21 protein-coding genes are annotated in these 17459 nt (G+C 63.5%); 10 read left to right on the top strand and 11 right to left on the bottom strand.

The genetic code is table 11. The annotated features are described in order from the left end of the window. Position 1 precedes the first annotated feature (1 nt). The 7 genes from KG722_RS14390 to KG722_RS14360 all read right to left on the bottom strand — a co-directional run bounded on the left by KG722_RS14390 (position 2) and on the right by KG722_RS14360 (position 4066). Positions 2-454, bottom strand: a complete 453-nt coding sequence (locus KG722_RS14390; RefSeq protein ID WP_213272700.1) for a Na(+)/H(+) antiporter subunit B — start codon at positions 452-454, stop codon at positions 2-4. After that, positions 451-1071: a DUF4040 domain-containing protein gene (locus KG722_RS14385; RefSeq protein ID WP_213272698.1), complete on the bottom strand. Its 621-nt coding sequence runs from the start codon at positions 1069-1071 to the stop codon at positions 451-453. The genes KG722_RS14390 and KG722_RS14385 overlap by 4 nt, the downstream gene beginning before the upstream one ends. Beyond that, the gene (mnhG, locus tag KG722_RS14380; RefSeq protein ID WP_213272696.1) at positions 1068-1436 is read right to left on the bottom strand and encodes a monovalent cation/H(+) antiporter subunit G; all 369 of its coding nucleotides are present in this window, start codon (positions 1434-1436) and stop codon (positions 1068-1070) included. Before mnhG ends, KG722_RS14385 begins: the two co-directional genes overlap by 4 nt. 1 nt (position 1437) lies before the next feature. Then, entirely contained in the window at positions 1438-1734 is a 297-nt protein-coding gene (locus KG722_RS14375; protein WP_213272694.1) for a monovalent cation/H+ antiporter complex subunit F, read from the bottom strand. Beyond that, positions 1734-2186 (bottom strand): Na+/H+ antiporter subunit E, encoded by a 453-nt coding sequence (locus KG722_RS14370; RefSeq protein WP_366910245.1) that lies wholly within the window; start codon positions 2184-2186, stop codon positions 1734-1736. The genes KG722_RS14375 and KG722_RS14370 overlap by 1 nt, the downstream gene beginning before the upstream one ends. A 127-nt stretch (positions 2187-2313) precedes the next feature. Next, complete coding sequence (locus tag KG722_RS14365) at positions 2314-3393, bottom strand: DUF2336 domain-containing protein (protein ID WP_300998531.1); 1080 nt, start codon at positions 3391-3393, stop codon at positions 2314-2316. 187 nt (positions 3394-3580) lie between these two features. After that, on the bottom strand, positions 3581-4066 hold the full coding sequence (locus KG722_RS14360) for a hypothetical protein (protein ID WP_300998530.1): 486 nt from the start codon (positions 4064-4066) through the stop codon (positions 3581-3583). Between the two features lie 145 nt (positions 4067-4211). Here KG722_RS14360 and KG722_RS14355 point away from each other — a divergent pair, with 145 nt between their 5' ends. The 5 genes from KG722_RS14355 to KG722_RS14335 all read left to right on the top strand — a co-directional run bounded on the left by KG722_RS14355 (position 4212) and on the right by KG722_RS14335 (position 9025). Beyond that, positions 4212-5699 carry an MFS transporter gene (locus KG722_RS14355; RefSeq protein ID WP_213272688.1) on the top strand — a complete coding sequence of 496 codons (1488 nt, stop codon included), beginning with the start codon at positions 4212-4214 and terminating at the stop codon, positions 5697-5699. A 32-nt stretch (positions 5700-5731) separates the two neighbouring features. After that, entirely contained in the window at positions 5732-6790 is a 1059-nt protein-coding gene (gene alr, locus KG722_RS14350; RefSeq protein WP_213272686.1) for an alanine racemase, read from the top strand. Positions 6791-6798: 8 nt separating this feature from the next. After that, complete coding sequence (locus tag KG722_RS14345) at positions 6799-7581, top strand: ABC transporter permease (RefSeq protein WP_213272684.1); 783 nt, start codon at positions 6799-6801, stop codon at positions 7579-7581. After that, on the top strand, positions 7578-8342 hold the full coding sequence (locus tag KG722_RS14340; RefSeq protein ID WP_213272683.1) for an ATP-binding cassette domain-containing protein: 765 nt from the start codon (positions 7578-7580) through the stop codon (positions 8340-8342). The genes KG722_RS14345 and KG722_RS14340 overlap by 4 nt, the downstream gene beginning before the upstream one ends. An 83-nt stretch (positions 8343-8425) precedes the next feature. Then, a complete protein-coding gene (locus KG722_RS14335; RefSeq protein ID WP_213272682.1) occupies positions 8426-9025 on the top strand; it encodes a peroxiredoxin family protein in 600 nt (199 codons plus the stop codon). On the opposite strand, the gene KG722_RS14330 is transcribed toward KG722_RS14335, so the two are convergent. The 3 genes from KG722_RS14330 to KG722_RS15275 are packed head-to-tail and all read right to left on the bottom strand — an operon-like array spanning position 9022 to position 10720. Then, positions 9022-10233 (bottom strand): TIGR03862 family flavoprotein, encoded by a 1212-nt coding sequence (locus tag KG722_RS14330; RefSeq protein WP_213272681.1) that lies wholly within the window; start codon positions 10231-10233, stop codon positions 9022-9024. The genes KG722_RS14335 and KG722_RS14330 overlap by 4 nt on opposite strands. 36 nt (positions 10234-10269) lie before the next feature. Next, on the bottom strand, positions 10270-10605 hold the full coding sequence (locus KG722_RS14325; RefSeq protein ID WP_213272680.1) for a hypothetical protein: 336 nt from the start codon (positions 10603-10605) through the stop codon (positions 10270-10272). Next, positions 10598-10720 (bottom strand): hypothetical protein, encoded by a 123-nt coding sequence (locus KG722_RS15275; RefSeq protein WP_300998529.1) that lies wholly within the window; start codon positions 10718-10720, stop codon positions 10598-10600. Before KG722_RS15275 ends, KG722_RS14325 begins: the two co-directional genes overlap by 8 nt. A gap of 139 nt (positions 10721-10859) precedes the next feature. Here KG722_RS15275 and radA point away from each other — a divergent pair, with 139 nt between their 5' ends. The 5 genes from radA to KG722_RS14300 all read left to right on the top strand — a co-directional run bounded on the left by radA (position 10860) and on the right by KG722_RS14300 (position 16007). Continuing rightward, positions 10860-12242: a DNA repair protein RadA gene (gene radA / locus KG722_RS14320; protein ID WP_213272679.1), complete on the top strand. Its 1383-nt coding sequence runs from the start codon at positions 10860-10862 to the stop codon at positions 12240-12242. Further along, positions 12235-12762: a CvpA family protein gene (locus KG722_RS14315; protein WP_213272678.1), complete on the top strand. Its 528-nt coding sequence runs from the start codon at positions 12235-12237 to the stop codon at positions 12760-12762. The genes radA and KG722_RS14315 overlap by 8 nt, the downstream gene beginning before the upstream one ends. A gap of 64 nt (positions 12763-12826) precedes the next feature. Further along, positions 12827-13702, top strand: coding sequence for a hypothetical protein (locus KG722_RS14310; RefSeq protein ID WP_213272677.1), 876 nt, complete (start codon positions 12827-12829; stop codon positions 13700-13702). A gap of 114 nt (positions 13703-13816) precedes the next feature. Further along, positions 13817-15268 (top strand): amidophosphoribosyltransferase, encoded by a 1452-nt coding sequence (gene purF / locus KG722_RS14305; RefSeq protein ID WP_213272676.1) that lies wholly within the window; start codon positions 13817-13819, stop codon positions 15266-15268. 22 nt (positions 15269-15290) lie between these two features. Then, positions 15291-16007 carry an SDR family NAD(P)-dependent oxidoreductase gene (locus KG722_RS14300; protein ID WP_213272674.1) on the top strand — a complete coding sequence of 239 codons (717 nt, stop codon included), beginning with the start codon at positions 15291-15293 and terminating at the stop codon, positions 16005-16007. 317 nt (positions 16008-16324) lie between these two features. Here the strand turns inward: KG722_RS14300 and KG722_RS14295 are convergent, their stop codons facing one another. Next, on the bottom strand, positions 16325-17251 hold the full coding sequence (locus KG722_RS14295) for a Gfo/Idh/MocA family oxidoreductase (protein ID WP_213272672.1): 927 nt from the start codon (positions 17249-17251) through the stop codon (positions 16325-16327). Positions 17252-17459: the final 208 nt, after the last annotated feature.

Raw genomic sequence — 17459 nt, 5'->3', positions numbered from 1 at the left:
CCTACCAGTCCTCGTCGCGGATTTCAGCCACGCGGCCGGCAAGCGCGTAGAAGATGGTCGTCATGGCGCCGGCCACGGCAAACAGCACGCCCAGCTCGACGATGATGATACCGGCATGCTGGCCATCATGGCCGCCCGGCGGCTCGGCAAACAGGGCCTGGTATTCAAGGAAGAGCCCCCCCTGCACGACCGTCAAGAAACCCATGCCGACAAAGATCAGAACACCTATTGCCGCAAGCGTTCTGGCAAATGCCGGAGGAACTGCGCGCATCGTGTTGGCGAGGCCGAAGGTCAGGGAATGAAGGATAATCGCGACGGCGAGCACAACGCCTGCCTGGAACGCCCCGCCCGCCCCGACTTCGCCGTGAAAATGGACATAGAATCCGTAGATCACGATCAGCGGAATGAAGCATTTGCCAATGACGCGCAAAATCACGTGATGATCGCTCTTCATGATCCTTCGCCCTCCTTGCCCTTGCCGCGGCGCTTCTTTGCGGTGCGCAGCGTTTCGGCCAGAGAACGTTCGCCAAACCCGAGCAGCATGGCGACAGCCAGGCCTGCCACGAAAACAACAACGGTTTCCCCCATCGTGTCGAACCCGCGATAGGTGGCGAGAACGGATGTCACGACGTTGGGCACCCCGGTATCAAACCAGTTGACCTGCAGATAGGTCAGGCCGGCGCCGGTATTGGCAGGCGCGTTCGGGTCTCCGAGGCCTGGCAGGTCAACGGTCGCATAGATCAGCATCACCGCCGTTGCGCCGCAGATGAGAAACGGGCCAAGTTTCTTGAGCGGCTTCTCGGGCTTGGCGGTGCGCGCCGTGAGCAGCATCGCGCCAAGCAGGACAGCTGTGGACATGCCCGCGCCGACGGCCGCTTCGGTATATCCCACGTCCACCGCGTCGACCGCGATGTACCAGGCGGCCGACACGAGCGAATAGACGCCCGACAGCATCACGATGGCAAACAGGCTGCGCAGGCGCGCAATTGCAATCGCGACCACAAAGAGGATCGCGAGCAGCGCAATGTTGATGAGCGCCGGTCCGGCATCTGCCGTAAAGAGCTCTCTCATGTCTTGTCCTCCGGATTTGCTGCGCCAACCGGTCCGATCCTCGGCTGCAGCCCGGCCACATGCGCCGCATTGGCGAGGGCGTGGCTGCTTGTGGGGCTCGTCAGGAACAGGAAGATGAAGATGCAGAGCAGCTTCACCAGCACCAGCCAGTTGGGGGCCATCAGCGCCATGCCGATCAGCACAAGTGCGGCGCCCGAGGTGTCCGTTACGCTGGCGGCGTGCAGGCGGGTGTAGAAATCAGGAAAGCGCAGCACGCCGATCGAGCTGATGATGATGAGCAGGCCGCCGGCAAGGCAGGCCGCCCCGCCGAGCGGATGGCGCAGGATTTCCCAGAAGCTGCCAAGGTTTGCGAGAAAATCAGCCATCTCACTCAGCTTCCTTTGCCGGATCGATGCGCCGCGCGAGGGGCACCTGGAATGAGCGGTAGCGGAAGAATTTCAGGATCGCGATGGTCGTGACGAAGTTGATCAGCGTGTAGATCATGGCGATGTCGAGGAAATCGGGACGGCCCATGACATAACCCAGAAGCCCGATCACGAGGACGGTCTTGGTACCGATGGCATTCACCGCAAGAATCCGGTCATACAGCGTCGGCCCAAGCAGGGCGCGCACGAGCAAAAGCCCCATCCCGATCAGGATGGCGATCAGGGCTGCCGCCGTCATCAGCGCGCCTCCTTGGGGTCACACGCCGCCGCGCAGCGCTTGTCCATTTCGAAGAAGCCTTCCGGCTCTGTGCCAGACTCGTAGAGACCATGGACCAGCAGTTTGTCGCCTTCGATCTCTACCGTCACCGTGCCGGGGGTCATGGTAATCGAGTTTGCGAACGTAACTCTGGCAAGGTCGCTCCTGCAGACGGTTTTGACCTTGGTGAGCGTCGGGGTGATATCGAGTTCGGCGCGCAGGCAGGCGCGGATCACAACCCAGTTCGACTTCACGACCTCTACCGCCAGCCAGGGATAGTACTTGATCAGCTGGGGGAGCCGGACATAAGGCGCGCCTTCGCGGTCGATGATGTCCAGCCGGTAGGCAAGTATCATCGTGAGCAGCACCGAGACGCTGCCAAATCCGAGCATCAGCGGCTTGTAATGGCCCGAATTGCCGAACCAGAAAGCCACCAAGGCCGCCAGTAGTCCCAAGAAATACGCCACCGCGCCCCTCAGCTCCGAACGATCCCAATTTGATGAACGCCCCACCTAAAGGGCGACAATGCGATTGGGAAGCCTGTTTGCCCCGAAAAACGCACTAGCGCCCGAAGACGAGGCGTGCCGTGCGCTGTGCTGTCGAGAATTCTGCCTCTTCATTGGCAGGTTCACCCATGGATTGGGCGTGGCGTAGCGCCGCAGGCGAATAGGCCGACGACAAGGCCCAGTTCCAGTAGCGCAGCGTTGTCTGGGCCTTGAGGACCGAGAGGACCTCGTAGGTCTCCGCAACAAGCGAGAAACGGGGATGGGGCACGCCCGGCTCCAGTTCCAGTGGCCGCTCGAGCGCCCGCCAGAGCAGGCCCAGATAGTCCCGCTTGAGACCCGTCGCTTTACAGAGCACCGCGAGAGCCTCCCCGCCCGGATCAGACAGGATCTTTGCGGCAGTGACCGGCTTGATGCCGGAGAGATACCCTATCTCCTGCGCGATCTTTGCATCCATGCCTGTTACGGATGCTGACTTCACGGCGTCTTCGAGACTGTCATAGGGGCTGCGCTCAATGGCGCCGCGATTGCGCTGGCGCCGCTCAATCATCTGAAGCGCCTTGCGCACGACCGGATCCTGCCAGCCCTCAGCCGCCGCCATTTCAAATACGTCCGAACAAAGGGCAATCATTTCCTGCCGCTCAGCCGCATGGCGCGTCAGTATTTTCCGCCTGGCGGCTGCATCGGCCCACCAGAACATGGCCATGGCATGGGCGGGCTTCAGCTCGATCCGGTCGACCAGAAGCAGGCAATAGCCCGGCTCATCGCGGGAGGCTGCGATCAGCTTGTCCATCGTCATTTCAGCGAAGATCGCCGTCCGGTTGGCGAGGATTTCCCGCACCACAGGAGGCTCAGCCACATCGACCATGACAGCAGTGACCGCTTCCGACAGGTTCCGCCGGCGGGCGACCACCATACGGTGTTCGGGTGTTGTCAGGCGGATGATGTCTGCCAGATCGCAGTCGTCAAAAGCATCACTTTCTTCAAGAAGCGGCCGGGCGACCTGAATGCTGGACTGGGCCAGGTAGCGCAGGAGCCGCCGGGGCGCCTCCCGGCTGCCGGCAAGGCGCACCGAACAAAGCCTCCGCTCGCGCTCACCTACATGAAACAGCATGTCCAGGAGGATATCGCCTGCCATCTGGCGATCCTGCGGCGGGATCCGCGAAGCGGGCATGGATACGACATCGAGTATTCGCCGCAGGAGTGCGTCCTGCGCGATGCCCGAAGGCGGGTTTTTGTTTGACTCTGTCGCGTCAGCCATGCGCAAACCTCGGGCGTTCGGGCGCAGGTTCGCATCAATTGATTAACGAGACATGGAACCCTGTTTACGCCTGGCGCCAGTATTGGGCGGGTGTGAGCACCCGCGACGTGCGCGGTTTACCCGGGTGCACCACAAGCAGAAGCAGGCTGAGGGCCAGCAGAATGACGGCGACCAGGAAATGCGTCCCGCCGTCGCTGGAGCCGTCCGGCAGGGTGATTTCCCGCCCCAGCCAGGGCGACAGATGCAGTCCAAGACCGGTCCCGAAGATCAACACGGCCAGGACCGCGCCAAACCGGCGGCTGAACGGCAGCAGCAGGAGAATGGCCGCAACGAGCTCCAGGACCCCGGCAACAAACCGTCCGGCAGGCTCAAACAGGGTTATTCCGGATTTCTGGGCAAGGGCGGCGAATACAACATGGTCCCCGGGGGCATCGAAAAACTTCACCTCGCCTGCAACTGGCCCTGGCAGCGGATGCAGCGTCAGATGAATGAACATGGCCGCCAGCGCGAGGGCGAGCCCCCAACTTGCAGCTTGCCGGAACGTCCGCATGGGTAGAGACCTCGCCAGCCTGGTTTGAGTGCCTTGAAAACCTATCGGTTGAGCCATGTCTTTGCAACCGCGCCCGGCTGCTGCTAGCGGTCGCGTTCCATTATCGGCAGGTTTGTATGAGTATGCGCCGCGTGGGGATGGTTGAGTGACAGATCAAACCGGAAATGATGCCGGAGCGCCTGAAGAGCCGGCAACCAGCCCGGCTGAAGTTGACGCAGCCGCGAGCGTAACCTCGCCGGTCAGCGGCGTGAGCGAAGCCATCACGGCCGGCGCCTCCTTTCTGGTGACGGCGACCAACTGGCGGGCGCGCAAACTCCGGCGCGGCGTCAGGATCGAGCTGCCCGCCTATCTGGGCGTTCAGTGCAGCTGGTTCATGGCATTCGGCCTGCAGCTTGTCCTGTTCCCTTATCTGATCACTGGCCAGAGCCATCTTCATCTCGACGGCCTTGCCCTTGGCCTCGCCAACATGGCGCTTTCAGCTCCCTCAGTCGTTTTCCTCCTGATCGGCGGCGTGGTCGCCGAACGGGCCGATGGCCGGCGGTTGCTGATCCTCCTGCACCTTCTGGCCGCTGTCCCTTCGCTCTTTCTGGCGTTTGCCGTTTCGCGCGGCGAACTCAGCTACCCGGCAATGATCCTTTACGCGGTGAGCATCGGCACGATCGGCGCCTTCATGATGCCTGCGCGTGACGCGATCGTGAACGAGGTCGTCGAGCGCCGCATGCGTGTCGGCTCCAGTGTCACCCTCCAGCTCGGGGTTACGCTTGCCACGATGGCGCAGTTCCTGGCCCAGATTGCCGGGCTTATCCTTGCCGGATATGCCGACAAGCCAACACGGATGCCCCCCTGGCTCGGCGGCTTTTCGGTCGGCCCGATACCGGCCGAAACCCTGCTGATCGCGCAGGGTGTTGCGCTGGCCTTCGGGGCTGGATTTGCCCTGTTCATGGCGCGCGGTAAACAGGTCCGCACCGGCCGCAAAGGCATCGGCGCGGCATTCGGTGACATTCTGGACGGGGTCAGGGCGGTCCGCAGCGACGGCAAGCTCTCGGCCATGACCGTGCTGATGTTCGGCGTCGGCGTGTTTGTGATCGGCTCTTTCCTGGTGGTGCTGCCGATCATCAACCGCGATGTCTATCATTTCGGCTCATCGGGCATCCGGGACATGTTCGTGACCTTCTGGATGGGCGCTTTTGCCTCCTCCGTCGTGCTGGCCATCTTTCGCCGGATCAAGCGCCAGGGACGCCTCCTGCTGATCGCGCAGTTCATTGCGGCGGCAGCCATGATCCCGATGCTGTGGGTGGTGCCCCACTGGGCCTTCCTGATGATCGTCTTCATCTGGGGCAACGCTGCCGGCATTTCGATCGCCATGAGCCGCTCGATCGTGCAGGACGCCGCGCCGAAGGAAAAACTCGCCCGCGTGCTGTCGATCTACCAGCTCGGGTTCATGGCCGGCGCGCCCTTTGGCGCAGCCCTGATGGGCCTCCTGGTAGACATGTTCGGACCGCAGAAGATTGCCGTCGTTCCCGCCGGGGGAATGATCCTCCTGATCGTCTGGATGATCTTCTTCACGCCCGTCTGGAACATGAAGGGTTCGGCCTGGCTCGCCCATCATGAGAACGGCAGGCAGGCAGGATGACAACGCGCTGAAACTCGCCTAGCGGTGAGCCCATGAGCCAGATGCCCCGCGCCACCGTGATGACCGGCAACATCGCCGACAACTGGAGAAACCTGGACGCCCTCCATCCCGGCGCCACGACGGCCGCTGTTGTCAAGGCGGACGGGTATGGACTGGGCGCTGCCCGGGTGGCGCGCGCGCTCCGGATCGCAGGGTGCCAGACCTTCTTTGTCGCCTATGCCGAAGAAGGCCTTGTCGTGCGCAAGGCAGCCGGGAAGGCAGCCCGCATCTTCGTGCTCAATGGCCCGGTGCGGGGCGAGATGTCTGTCTATCGGGACGCAGACCTGACGGCCGTGCTTTCCAGTGAAGCGCATGTGAAGGTTTGGGCGAATGCGCCCAGGGGGTCGTGTGCGCTGCACTTTGATACGGGGATGAACCGGCTGGGCCTGCCGGCGGACATGACGGAGAAGGATCTGGCGGCCCTGCGGCGGTTGCAGCCCGTCCTGGTGATGAGCCATCTTGCCTGCGCGGACGAGCCTGAAAACCCTATGAATACAGCCCAGAGAAAGGCGTTCAACGAGATCACCGACAGCTTCCCGGACACCCCGGCAAGCCTTGCGAGCTCCAATGGATGCTATCTCGGCAAGGGCTTTGCCTATGACCTCACCCGGCCGGGCCTTGCCCTTTATGGCGGCACAAACCCGCCCGAAAAGGTCAAACTGAAGCCCGGCGTGATCCTGGAAGCGACAATTCTGGCGACATTTACAGGACAAAGAGGGACAAAAGTCGGCTATGGCGGGACCCATACGCTGACCGAAGACCGCGTCCTGGCCACTTGCGGCATCGGCTATGCCGACGGCATCCCGAGGGCGGCAGGCGGGGGCGGACTGACCGGCTGGCTGGAGGGCAACCCCTGCCCGGTCCTTGGCCGCATCTCGATGGATCTCGTCACCCTGGACATCACTGATTGCGCAAAGCATGCAAAGCCGGGCGCCCGGGTTGAATTTCTGGGCGAGAACGCCAAGCTCGAGGCGCAGGCATCTGCCTGCGGCACGCTGGGTTACGAACTGCTGACCGGCCTTGGCCCCAGAGTGCAACGTGTCTACCGCTGAGGCCTGATATGCAGAACCCTATCCAACTCATCGGCCGGGCAACGCTGGGGCTGTTCAGTGAAATCGGCCGGCTGGCTGTCTTTGCCGGCCGGGTCAAGGGCGCCGCCCTGACCCCGCGCTGGTATGGCGGGGAGATCCTGCGCCAGATGGTGCGGATCGGTTTCTACTCGCTTCCCGTGGTCGGGCTGGCCGCCGTGTTCATCGGGGCGGCCCTGGCGCTCAACATCTATGAAGGCGGCAGCCGCTACGGCGCCGAACAGTTCGTGCCGAGCATCGTGGTGCTGGGCATCACGCGGGAACTCGGCGTGGTGATCACCGGCCTGATGCTGGCAGGGCGTGTCTCTGCCGGGATCGCCGCCGAGATAGGCGCCATGCGCGTGACCGAGCAGATCGACGCGCTGGAAACACTCTCTGCCTCCCGCTACCGCTATCTTTACGCCCCGCGCTTCATCGCCGCCCTCATCACCCTGCCGGTGCTGGTGGCGCTGGCTGATATTATTGGTGTCATGGGCGGGTGGCTGGTCAGCGTCTATGGCCTCGACTTCGACTCCACAGTCTACCTGCGCAACACGCTCGATTTTGTCACGACGAATGACATTCTCGCGGGCCTGATCAAGGCGGTCGTGTTCGGCGGCGTGATCGCCATCATGGGCTGCTATCAGGGCGACCGCAGCCAGGCGGGCGCGACCGGCGTTGGCCGCGCGGCCACACTTTCGATGGTGGGCGCGGCGGTGCTGATCCTCGCCTTCAACTATGTCATGTCCACCCTGTTCGTGGAGATCGGCCTGTGACACATCCCCTTCTCCGGCTTGAAGGCGTCGAAAAAACCTTTGGCAGGAACCAGGTCCTGCGCGGGGTCGATATCGATGTTGCGCGCGGGCAGAGCCTCGTCATCATCGGCGGCTCGGGCTCGGGCAAATCGGTGATGCTGAAAACGGCCCTCGGCCTGATGACGCCTGACAAGGGCACCATCTTCTTTGACGGCGACGACGTGACCCAGGCGACCGGCAAGGCGCGCGAGAAGATGCGTGCGCGCATCGGGATGCTGTTCCAGTCCGGCGCGCTCTTTGACTCGCTGACCGTCTGGGAGAACGTCGCCTTTCGCCTGATCAACTCTGAAGGCATGCGCCGCAAGGACGCGAAGGAACGCGCCATCGAGACGCTGAAGAAAGTGCGCCTTGGACCGGATGTCGGCGCCCTCTATCCGGCGGAGATTTCCGGCGGCATGCAGAAGCGTGTCTCGCTCGCCCGTTCGATCATCTCCGAGCCCGACCTGATCTTCTTTGATGAACCGACCACCGGCCTTGATCCGATCACGGCGGACGCGATCAACGACCTGATCCTCGAAATGGTGCGCGGCCTCGGCGCCGCCGCCGTGACGATCACCCACGACATGGCCAGCGCCAGGAAGATCGCCGACGAAATCGCAATGCTCTACGAGGGGCAGATCATCTGGCGGGGCCCGGCGAAGGACGTTTATGCCAGCGGCAATGAGTATGTTGACCAGTTCGTGAACGGACGGGCTGAGGGGCCGATACAGCCTGCACTATAATCCTGTCTCAACGATCAATTGATCGTGAGACAGGACTTCAGACGCTCGCAACCGGAAAGCACCCGCGCTAGGAAGCAATGCCAATGTTTCACGCCAGGATGACAATCATGCTCCGGAGTCTGCTTTCAACATCACTTCTTTTCTGTCTTGCGGTCACGGCGTCTGCCGAGCCTTCTGCGAACCTGCAATCTGCTGCTGAAATAGGACTGTCCGATGGCACCGCCGCACCGGAGATCGCTGCGTTCACATCGGATGGAGCGCCCGCGAGTCTTGCTTCGATTGCCGGAGAGAACGGAACGGTTCTGGTGTTCTTCCGGTCAGCAGACTGGTGCCCGTTTTGCAAGAAACAACTCGTGGACCTTGAAAGCGCTGTCGCTCCGCTGAAGGCAGCAGGATGGAGCCTTGCGGCCATTTCCTACGATAGCGCTGAGACGTTGTCCGAATTCAAGGCGCGCAGCAATTTGAGCTACACGCTCATCTCTGATGAAGACTCTTCAGTCATCCGGGATTTCAGTCTGTTCAACGAAGGCTCGAAGGAAGGCTCGCGTTTTTATGGCATTCCGCACCCTGCGATCGTATTCATAGGCAAGGATGGCCGAATAAAGGAAACGCTCAGCGAAGAAGGCTACAAAGATCGGCCGCCGGCTGAACTGGTCATTTCAACGGCTCAGGGCCTCAACTAGCCAGGGTTGCCCGGCGCGGCTGGCAGAAAGCTGCCGGCCGCGCGTCCCATCGCCAGGCAGGCCGTGAGCAGATAGCCGCCCGTGGGCGCGTCCCAGGCGACCATTTCGCCCACACAATACGTCCCCGGAACAGCCCTCAACATCAGCCGCTCGTCCAGCGCGTCCCATGCGACGCCGCCGGCGGTGGAGATGGCGGTGTCCATCGGGGCGGTGCCAGTCAGGGTGAGCGGCAAGGCCTTGAGGAGGCGGGCGAGCGCGGCCGCGTCTTTGGGCGGCGCGCCGTGCGTCACTTCATTGAGGAGGGCGATCTTTGCGCTGTCGAGCCGCGCGGCCTTGCGCAGGCGGTTTGAGACAGAGTCTCTTGCGTGAGCGCTGGCCAGGCGGGAGGCAAGAGCTGCTTCATCCGTATCCGGCAGAAGGTTGATGACAAGTGTAGCTGAGCCCTTGCCTGCCAGTTCGTGCCGCAGCGCCGCTGAGAGCGGATAGACCGCGCCGCTTTCGATGCCCGCCCGCGTGATGACGAAATCGCCGCGCTGGGTCTTGCCGCCTGCGGTGAGGGCGACGCCCTTGACCGGCGCGCCTTCCTGCGCCGCGAGCAGGCGCGCGGACCAGTTCGCCGTGAAGGCGCAATTGGACGGCGCGAAGGGCTCAAGCTCTACGCCGCGCGCGGCGAGAATATCCGCCCACGCCCCATCCGAACCGAGACGCGCCCAGCTTGCTCCGCCAAGCGCCAGGATGGTGGCGTCTGCCATGACGCGCGTTTGGCCTTCGGGCGTATCGAAGATGAGCGCGCCATCTGAGCCCCAGCCCTTCCAGCGATGTCGGGTGTGCAGCGTCGCCCCGCCTTGCCCAAGCCGCGACAGCCAGCGGCGCAGCAGCGGCGAGGCCTTCATGCCGACTGGAAACACGCGGCCTGAAGTGCCGCAATAGCTTTCGATGCCGAGCCCGGCCATCCAGGCGGTTATCTTTGCGGGGCCGAAGGCCTCTACCACCGCGGCAAGACGCGCGTCCGGCGCGGTATACCGGGAACGGAATAATGCCTCGTCTTCCGAATGGGTGATGTTGAGGCCGCTCTTGCCGGCCATCAGGAATTTGCGGGCGGGGCTGGGCATCGCGTCATAGATCGCGACGCGCGCGCCGCGTTCCAGCGCCGCTTCTGCCGCCATCAGGCCCGCTGGCCCTGCCCCGATGATCACCACCTGTTTCATCCCGCCCCTTTAGCGGGCGGGCGCAGGTGTGGCCAGCTATTGGCCTGCGGGCAGGGCGCATTGGCCGAGAATGGACACGAAGGCGTAGTCCTCGCCCCAGACGACACCCTGAGCAAGTTCCCAGGCCTTGTCGGTCTGCAATTCGATATAGAGCTCGGTTTCCGGGTCGGGCTCGCCCATGCCGAGGCCCATTTCAAGCACTGCCTGTTTTTCCCAGTGCGCAGAGGCTTCCCGCGCCGCTGCTTCCCTCATCGCCGGGCCCAGTCTGGCGACCATCGCCTCGCCAAATTCATCAACGGCCATGTCTGACCAGACATACCAGAAGGCAGCGCAGGTCCATTTCTCGTTGGCTGCCTGTGGCTTTTTAAGCAAATGTCCTGCCCTGAGCGAAGGCGGCATTGATATTGGCAGGCTCGTCATATTCTGCCGCCGCAGGAAGGCTGGCGGCGGCGAGCAAGGCCAGAGCGGCAAGTGCGCGGATCATCATGTGTCGTCCCTATCCTGGATGAGATTGCACTATGTCTGACCGTCTGGAAACCACCGGTTCAGGTGGGGTTGCCGTTTGCGCTGGCCCGGCCCCGCGCCTAGACTCTGTTGCTCACAATACAGATGGAAACCGATTCCCCATGGCGAAAACGCCCACGTCCGCTTTTGTCTGCCAGTCCTGCGGGGCGGTTGCCGCCAAATGGGCCGGACGCTGTGAAGCCTGCGGGGAATGGAACACGCTGGTGGAAGAAGCCGTCTCTGCCCCGCCCGGCGCGCTGAAGGCCGAGAAGGCGGGCACCAAGCGCGGCCCGAAGGCGGAGTTTGTCGCGCTGGACGCGGAGACCGAAGCGGTGAGCCGGATCGTCATCGGTGTGGAAGAACTTGACCGGGTGTTTGGCGGGGGCATCGTGCCTGCCTCGGCGACGCTGATCGGGGGCGATCCCGGGATCGGCAAATCCACGCTCCTTTTGCAGGCGGCGGCGCGTCTTGCCCGCAATGGGGTGAAGACGGTCTATGTGTCGGGCGAAGAAGCGGCGGCGCAGATCCAGGAGCGGGCGAAGCGCCTGAAGGTGGCCAATTCGCCCGTCCAGCTTGCGACCGAGACAGACCTGCGCAAGATCCTCGCCGCGCTGAAGGAAGGCGCGCCCGATTTCGTGGTGATCGATTCCATCCAGACGCTCTGGTCGGACAGCCTGGAGGCTGCGCCCGGCTCGGTAGCGCAGGTGCGGGCCTGCGCGCAGGAGCTGGTGCGCTGGGCGAAGAAGTCTGGCGCAGCGCTGGTGCTGGTGGGCCATGTCACCAAGGAGGGCACGATCGCGGGGCCGCGCGTGGTCGAGCATATGGTCGACGCGGTGTTCTATTTCGAAGGCGAGCGCGGGCATCAGTTCCGCATCCTGCGCGCGGTGAAGAACCGTTTCGGGCCGACAGACGAGATCGGCATCTTCGAGATGCACCCTTATGGCCTCGCCCCGGCGAAGGAACCTTCGGCGCTGTTCCTCTCCACCGAGGATGAAGGCGGGGGGGGCACGGCTGTGTTTGCCGCCATGGAAGGCTCGCGCCCCGTTCTGGCCGAGGTGCAGGCGCTGGTGGCCAAGAGCCCGTTCGGCACGCCCCGGCGGAGCGTGATCGGATTTGATGCCGGGCGGCTCGCCATGCTGATGGCGGTGCTCGAGACACGCTGCGGGGTCAATTTTACCGGGATGGATGTCTACCTTTCGGTCGCGGGCGGGTACAAGATTACCGAACCTGCGGGCGACCTGGCGGCGGCGGCGGCCCTGCTCTCCTCGCTCGCCGGAAACCCGGTTCCCAAACGGTCGGTGTTCTTTGGTGAAATCGCGCTGTCTGGCGCGGTCAGGCCAGCGCCGCGCATGGACCAGCGCCTGAAAGAGGCAGCGCGGCTCGGTTTCCATACGGCTTTCGTGCCGGAGGGCAGCCCATCAGCAGAGAGCGGGTTGACGGTGACCCCGATTGCGCGGCTTATCGGCCTCGTCGATTTACTCGCGCCGGACGCGCCTGATGCTTGAAAACATTTCAGCTTTTGACGGAATCGTCGCCGGCGTCGTCATCGTTTCGGCGATCATGGCGTTTGCGCGCGGCTTCCTGAGGGAACTGGCCACACTCGGCGCGTTCATCGGCGCCCTGGCGGCAGCCTACTATGCCCGCAAATTCTTCAGCACGACCGTTGCAGGCTTGCTGCCGGAAGGCAGCCACCCGCTCGCGCCGGACATCATTCTGGTGATCTCGGCCTTCCTCATCGTTTATGTCATCGTCGCGTGGTTCGGTCAGAGCCTGTCCAAATCGATCATGACCAATGGCGAGATCGGCCTGTTCGATCACATCGCCGGGCTCGTCTTCGGTATCTTCCGGGGCTTCATCGCGCTGGTCTTCTTTGCCGTGCTGCTGAATGTCGCCGTCGAACATGACCGGGTGCCGCCCTTCATCTACGAGAGCTTCAGCTATCCCTATCTCGAGCAGATTGCCGATACCGTGACGGGAGAAGCCGAGGAAGCGGGCCGTGAAATCGAGGCGCTCCGGCAGCAATAGCGCCGCAGCTTGTCAGCCGCGACAGGCGGGCTAGACTGCTTTCCAGCAAAACCCGAGGATCCAAATGATGCAGACCAGCGCGCTGACATTCGCCCGCCCGCTGTTCCTGGCAGGTCTGGCGGCAGCCCTTGTCTCAGCGTGCGCCACCCGGCCCGCGCCCGCCCCGCCGGTGGAGCCTGCTCCCAAGCCAGCCGTTTCAGAGACACTCAAGACGCTGGCCGTTCGAGTGGAGACACTTTCGCCAGGGGATCCGGGCATCGCCGCGCTGGCGCTCAGTGTATCGGGAGCCGATCTGATCAGCTTCGAGGGCGGCGGAGCGATCAGCCAGGAGCGCGTCGCGCTAAAAGGCGCCCTGACAGAAGCCCTGGCCCAATCGGGCATGCTCGGCCTGCTGATCCTCGATGTCCCGTGTGCGGGGGCTGCTGTCCTCGACGCGTATGCGGCCGGCGCTGCGACGGGCCAGCTTGCAACCGAGATTGTTCGCGAAGCGCCCATCCATGATGGACAGAAATCAGCCGCGCTGGCAGATACCCTCACCGTGCTTCGGGGCTGGAACGCGGTGAACATCGACAGGACCATCCGCATAGCCGGAATGCATTGCGCGGCGGCCTCTGAGGCTGCCCCTGAACGGGCCGCTGTTTTCTGGGGCGTGGACCAGCTTCCCGCCCACACGGGCGAAAAGGATATGGCGGCCGCCGCCCGGCGCCACGGCGAAGCGGCAGACAACCATGTCTGGATCGTGCAGACGCAGGAGGCGGCCCTGGCAGACATAATCCCCGGGTCCGGCTGGCTCGACCTGCGCGCCCTGCCCGAAACACCGGACGTGGCGGGCTGGCGCCAACAGGTTTCGGAGACATTGCCGCGCCTGCGTCCGCTCCACCCTTCGGCAGCCGACATCGTTTTCCGCCACGCCGCCTCGATGCCGGCAGAGCCATTCTGAGACACCTCCTGTGATTTGATGACAGGAATGTCACTGACGGGCTTTCGCCCGCAGACGAACCGGCCTATATCCCCGCCTAGGCATAGGCCCCCACCAGCAAAGCCGGAACGTCCGATGGTCTTTTTCGATCATGATGACGATAAACCCCGCGAAGAATGCGGCGTTTTCGGAGTCTTTGGCAGCCTTGAAGCAAGTCTGCTCACAGCCCTGGGGCTTCACGCCCTCCAGCACCGCGGACAGGAAGCGGCCGGCATCGTCAGCTATGACGGCAAGCGGTTTTCTTCCGAGCGCCATATGGGCCTCGTCGGCGAAAGCTTCGGCGGAGACCTTCGCCAGCGCCTTCCCGGCCACGCCGCCATCGGCCACAACCGATACTCCACGCAGGGCCGCCCGATGGCCCGCAACATCCAGCCGATCTTTGCAGACCTAGATACCGGCGGGTTCGCCGTGGCGCATAACGGCAACCTGACGAATGCCCGCATCCTGCGCCAGGAACTCGTCCGCAATGGCGCGATCTTCCAGTCCACGATGGACACCGAAGTCATCCTGCATCTCGTCGCCCGCAGCCCGAAGAAGAAATTCGTCGAACGTCTTGTCGACGCGATGCACCAGATCGAAGGCGGCTACGCCCTCGTCGGCATTACCGGCAAGAAACTCATCGGGGCACGGGATCCCATTGGCCTGCGCCCGCTGATCCTCGGCCGGCATGGCAAATCCTATGTGCTGGCCTCCGAAACCTGCGCGCTCGACATCATCGGCGCAGAGTTTGTCCGAGAGATCGAGAATGGCGAAGTCGTCGTGATCAGCGAGGAAGGCATCGAATCTATCCGCGCCTTCCCGCCGCGCCCGCCAAGCCCGTGCATTTTCGAATATGTCTACTTCGCCCGCCCCGACAGCTTTATCCAGGGCCGCTCGGTCTATGAGGTCCGTCGCCGGATGGGCAACCAGCTTGCGCTGGAAACGCATGCCGATGCCGACGTGATCGTGCCGGTGCCGGACTCCGGTGTGCCCGCCGCCCTCGGCTTTTCCGAAGCCTCCGGCATCCCCTTCCAGATGGGCATTATCCGGAACCATTATGTCGGCCGTACTTTCATCCAGCCGACCCAGACCGGGCGTCAGACGGCTATCTCCAAGAAGCACAGCCCCAACCGCGCCGTGCTTGAGGGCAAACGCGTCATCCTGGTGGACGATTCCATCGTGCGCGGGAACACGTCCAAGAAGATCGTGCAGATGGTACGAGAGGCCGGTGCCCGCGAAATCCACTTCCGCTCGGCCAGCCCGCCGATCGTGAACCCGGATTTCTACGGCATCGACATGGCTGCAAAGTCCGAACTCTTCGCCGCGATCCATACCCATGAAGAAATGGTCCGTGAGCTGAAAGTTGAAAGCCTTGGCTTCCTCTCGGTGCCCGGCCTCTACAAGGCGATTGGCGAGCCGGTCCGCAACGGGATGCAGCCGCAGTTCGCAGACCATTGCTTCACCGGAGACTATCCAACTCAACTCCTGGATCACCAGCGCGACCAGGCCGACAAAGAGCGGCAATTGTCCCTGCTGGACGATGTCTGATGTTCGCCGTAACACTCCCCGTATGACCGATAAACCCAGATTAGTCCTCGTCACCGGCGCCTCGCGCGGCATTGGCCGTGCGATCAGCCTCGAGCTCGCCCGTCAGGGCAGCATTGTCCTGGCCATTGCCCGATCCAAAGCGGCGCTTGAGAAGCTCGACAATGAAATCCGGGCGCTTGGCTCCGAAGCGGTCCTCGTTCCGATGGACCTCAAGGACACCAAGGGCATCGAAACGCTCGGCAAGGTCATCGCGGACAAGTTCGGCGCGCTTGACGGATTTGTCGCCAATGCGGCGCTGCTCGGCACGCTTGGACCTCTGGAGACCTGCGGTCCCCGCAGCTTTGAGGAAACCATTCAGGTAAACCTGACGGCCAACGCGCATCTCATCCGCGCGCTCGGCCCCTGCCTGCATCGCTCGGAAAGCCCGCGGGCCGTCTTCATCACCTCCGGCGTGGTGCCCCGCCCGCGCGCGTTCTGGGGGCCCTATCAGGCGTCCAAGGCGGGCCTGGAGGCGCTTGTCAAAGCGTGGGCAGACGAGAGCGAGAAAATGGCGCTGCGTGCCAACCTTTTCGATCCGGGCGCCGTGCGCACCGGGATGCGCGCCGAAGCAATGCCGGGCGAAGACCCGATGACCCTGCCGACACCGGAAGATGTGGCCAGGGAGATCGTGAAGCTCGTGGCGCCGGAAGAAACACGCACCGGGCAAAGGATCGTCTACCGGGACCTGGTCACGCACTGATCTGATCGCCAGGCTGATTATCTTCCCGGCGCCCTGCCTCCTGTGGCCCGCCTTGAAGACGAGTATCATGCGCCGCTGGTCGGCGTTGAGATCCTCTGGCGAATTCTGCTCGGGCCCGGCGCTGCGGGCGCCGCGTTTGCGGCATACCACGACTTCGTGATCCAGCCCGATGTCATCCGTATGCTGAACGGCATCGCGACATGGGCGGCGTGGCCGTGTTTGGCACTGCGGGACTGCTGCTGGTGGCAGCTAGCACGACGCGCTCCATCCAGATGGTTGCGCCGATGCGGAAAAAAGCAAAAAAGCCGGAGGCGCGCCTAGAGCGCGGCGATACCGGCGAGGGCCTTCGCCTCGGCCGCTTCGGCCATTGCGACGGCTGCCACCGCGCCATGGGCGGGCACGGGGCTGCGCGCCAGGCCAAGGCACGCCGCGTAGAAACCTTCATCCGCCGCGCCGAGCGGGTCGGGCAGGTCGGCAGCTATGTCCACGCGCACTTCATAGGGCGTCGTGTTCTTCAGGCGCCGCGTCAGGAAGTCGATGTCGATCTCGCCCGAGGGATAGACGACCCGCATGGTGCGTTCGCGCAGATCGGCCGCGCGGCTGGCGCGCAGTTTCGCCTGCCCGCCGCCAGCATAGTGGAACACGGCTTCGGCCTCATCGATATGGGCTGAATGCACTTTGCGGCCGGTGGCCTCGACATGGGTGAACTCCCGGCCCAGCATCATGGCGGCAAGATCAAGATCATGGATCATGAGATCCCAGATCACCGACACGTCCCCTGCCCGGCCACCGGGCGCAGGCGGGCCGGAGCGTACCGACTCGATCAGCAGCGGGGTTTCCTCGATCGCCAGCACGCCCATCGCCATGGCGACGAAGCGCTCCTGATGGCCAACCTGCAGGATGCGACCGCGGGCAGCGGCCTCATCGGCAAGATCCCGTGCCGCAATACCTGTAAGCGCCAGGGGCTTTTCGACCAGTACGTGGCAGTGCGCTTCGATGGCCTGGCGGGCGAGCCGCTCGTGCCATACGGCGGGGACAGCGATGACCACCGCGTCGCAGAGGCCGAGGAATTCGGGATAATCGCAATAACCCCTGGCACCGAAGGTGCCGGCGAGATGCCGGGCGCGATCGAGGTCCACATCGAAGATGCCGACAAGGTCGGCGCGCGCCGATGCTGCGGCCTTCTGAGCGTGGTAATTGCCGAAAACACCGGCGCCCGCGACGCCTACCTTGAGCCTTGTCATTCCTGCCCTGATCCCTTTTTTCTTGGGGGACATGACATGTGCCGGGCGGCGTCTGCAAGTGCTGGCTTCAGGCCGGGACAGGCGCAGGTTCAGCGGTTTCTTCGGGTCACCCCCTTCACATCCGGTGCCTGCCGGGTCATCTGGGAGAGACAAGACCGGACAGATCGGGGACAATCCCGGCCATTCCGGGCCCCACAAGACACTCCCA

This window comes from Hyphomonas sp. (assembly GCF_018402285.1).
GTDB lineage: Bacteria > Pseudomonadota > Alphaproteobacteria > Caulobacterales > Hyphomonadaceae > Hyphomonas.
Note: the sequence above shows the minus strand (reverse complement) of the source record. Positions and strands in the feature narration are given on the sequence as shown.

Bases quoted from the DNA above. Each gene is read 5' to 3' on its own strand.
- mnhG (WP_213272696.1), bottom strand. From the start codon at position 1,436: ATGGCTGATTTTCTCGCAAACCTTGGCAGCTTCTGGGAAATCCTGCGC.
- KG722_RS14310 (WP_213272677.1), top strand. From the start codon at position 12,827: ATGATGCAGACCAGCGCGCTGACATTCGCCCGCCCGCTGTTCCTGGCA.
- KG722_RS14375 (WP_213272694.1), bottom strand. From the start codon at position 1,734: ATGACGGCGGCAGCCCTGATCGCCATCCTGATCGGGATGGGGCTTTTG.
- KG722_RS14365 (WP_300998531.1), bottom strand. From the start codon at position 3,393: ATGGCAGGCGATATCCTCCTGGACATGCTGTTTCATGTAGGTGAGCGC.
- radA (WP_213272679.1), top strand. From the start codon at position 10,860: ATGGCGAAAACGCCCACGTCCGCTTTTGTCTGCCAGTCCTGCGGGGCG.
- KG722_RS14315 (WP_213272678.1), top strand. From the start codon at position 12,235: ATGCTTGAAAACATTTCAGCTTTTGACGGAATCGTCGCCGGCGTCGTC.
- KG722_RS14335 (WP_213272682.1), top strand. From the start codon at position 8,426: ATGTTTCACGCCAGGATGACAATCATGCTCCGGAGTCTGCTTTCAACA.
- KG722_RS15275 (WP_300998529.1), bottom strand. From the start codon at position 10,720: ATGATGATCCGCGCACTTGCCGCTCTGGCCTTGCTCGCCGCCGCCAGC.
- KG722_RS14385 (WP_213272698.1), bottom strand. From the start codon at position 1,071: ATGAGAGAGCTCTTTACGGCAGATGCCGGACCGGCGCTCATCAACATT.
- KG722_RS14345 (WP_213272684.1), top strand. From the start codon at position 6,799: ATGCAGAACCCTATCCAACTCATCGGCCGGGCAACGCTGGGGCTGTTC.
- KG722_RS14330 (WP_213272681.1), bottom strand. From the start codon at position 10,233: ATGAAACAGGTGGTGATCATCGGGGCAGGGCCAGCGGGCCTGATGGCG.
- KG722_RS14300 (WP_213272674.1), top strand. From the start codon at position 15,291: ATGACCGATAAACCCAGATTAGTCCTCGTCACCGGCGCCTCGCGCGGC.
- purF (WP_213272676.1), top strand. From the start codon at position 13,817: ATGGTCTTTTTCGATCATGATGACGATAAACCCCGCGAAGAATGCGGC.
- KG722_RS14390 (WP_213272700.1), bottom strand. From the start codon at position 454: ATGAAGAGCGATCATCACGTGATTTTGCGCGTCATTGGCAAATGCTTC.
- KG722_RS14360 (WP_300998530.1), bottom strand. From the start codon at position 4,066: ATGCGGACGTTCCGGCAAGCTGCAAGTTGGGGGCTCGCCCTCGCGCTG.
- KG722_RS14295 (WP_213272672.1), bottom strand. From the start codon at position 17,251: ATGACAAGGCTCAAGGTAGGCGTCGCGGGCGCCGGTGTTTTCGGCAAT.
- alr (WP_213272686.1), top strand. From the start codon at position 5,732: ATGAGCCAGATGCCCCGCGCCACCGTGATGACCGGCAACATCGCCGAC.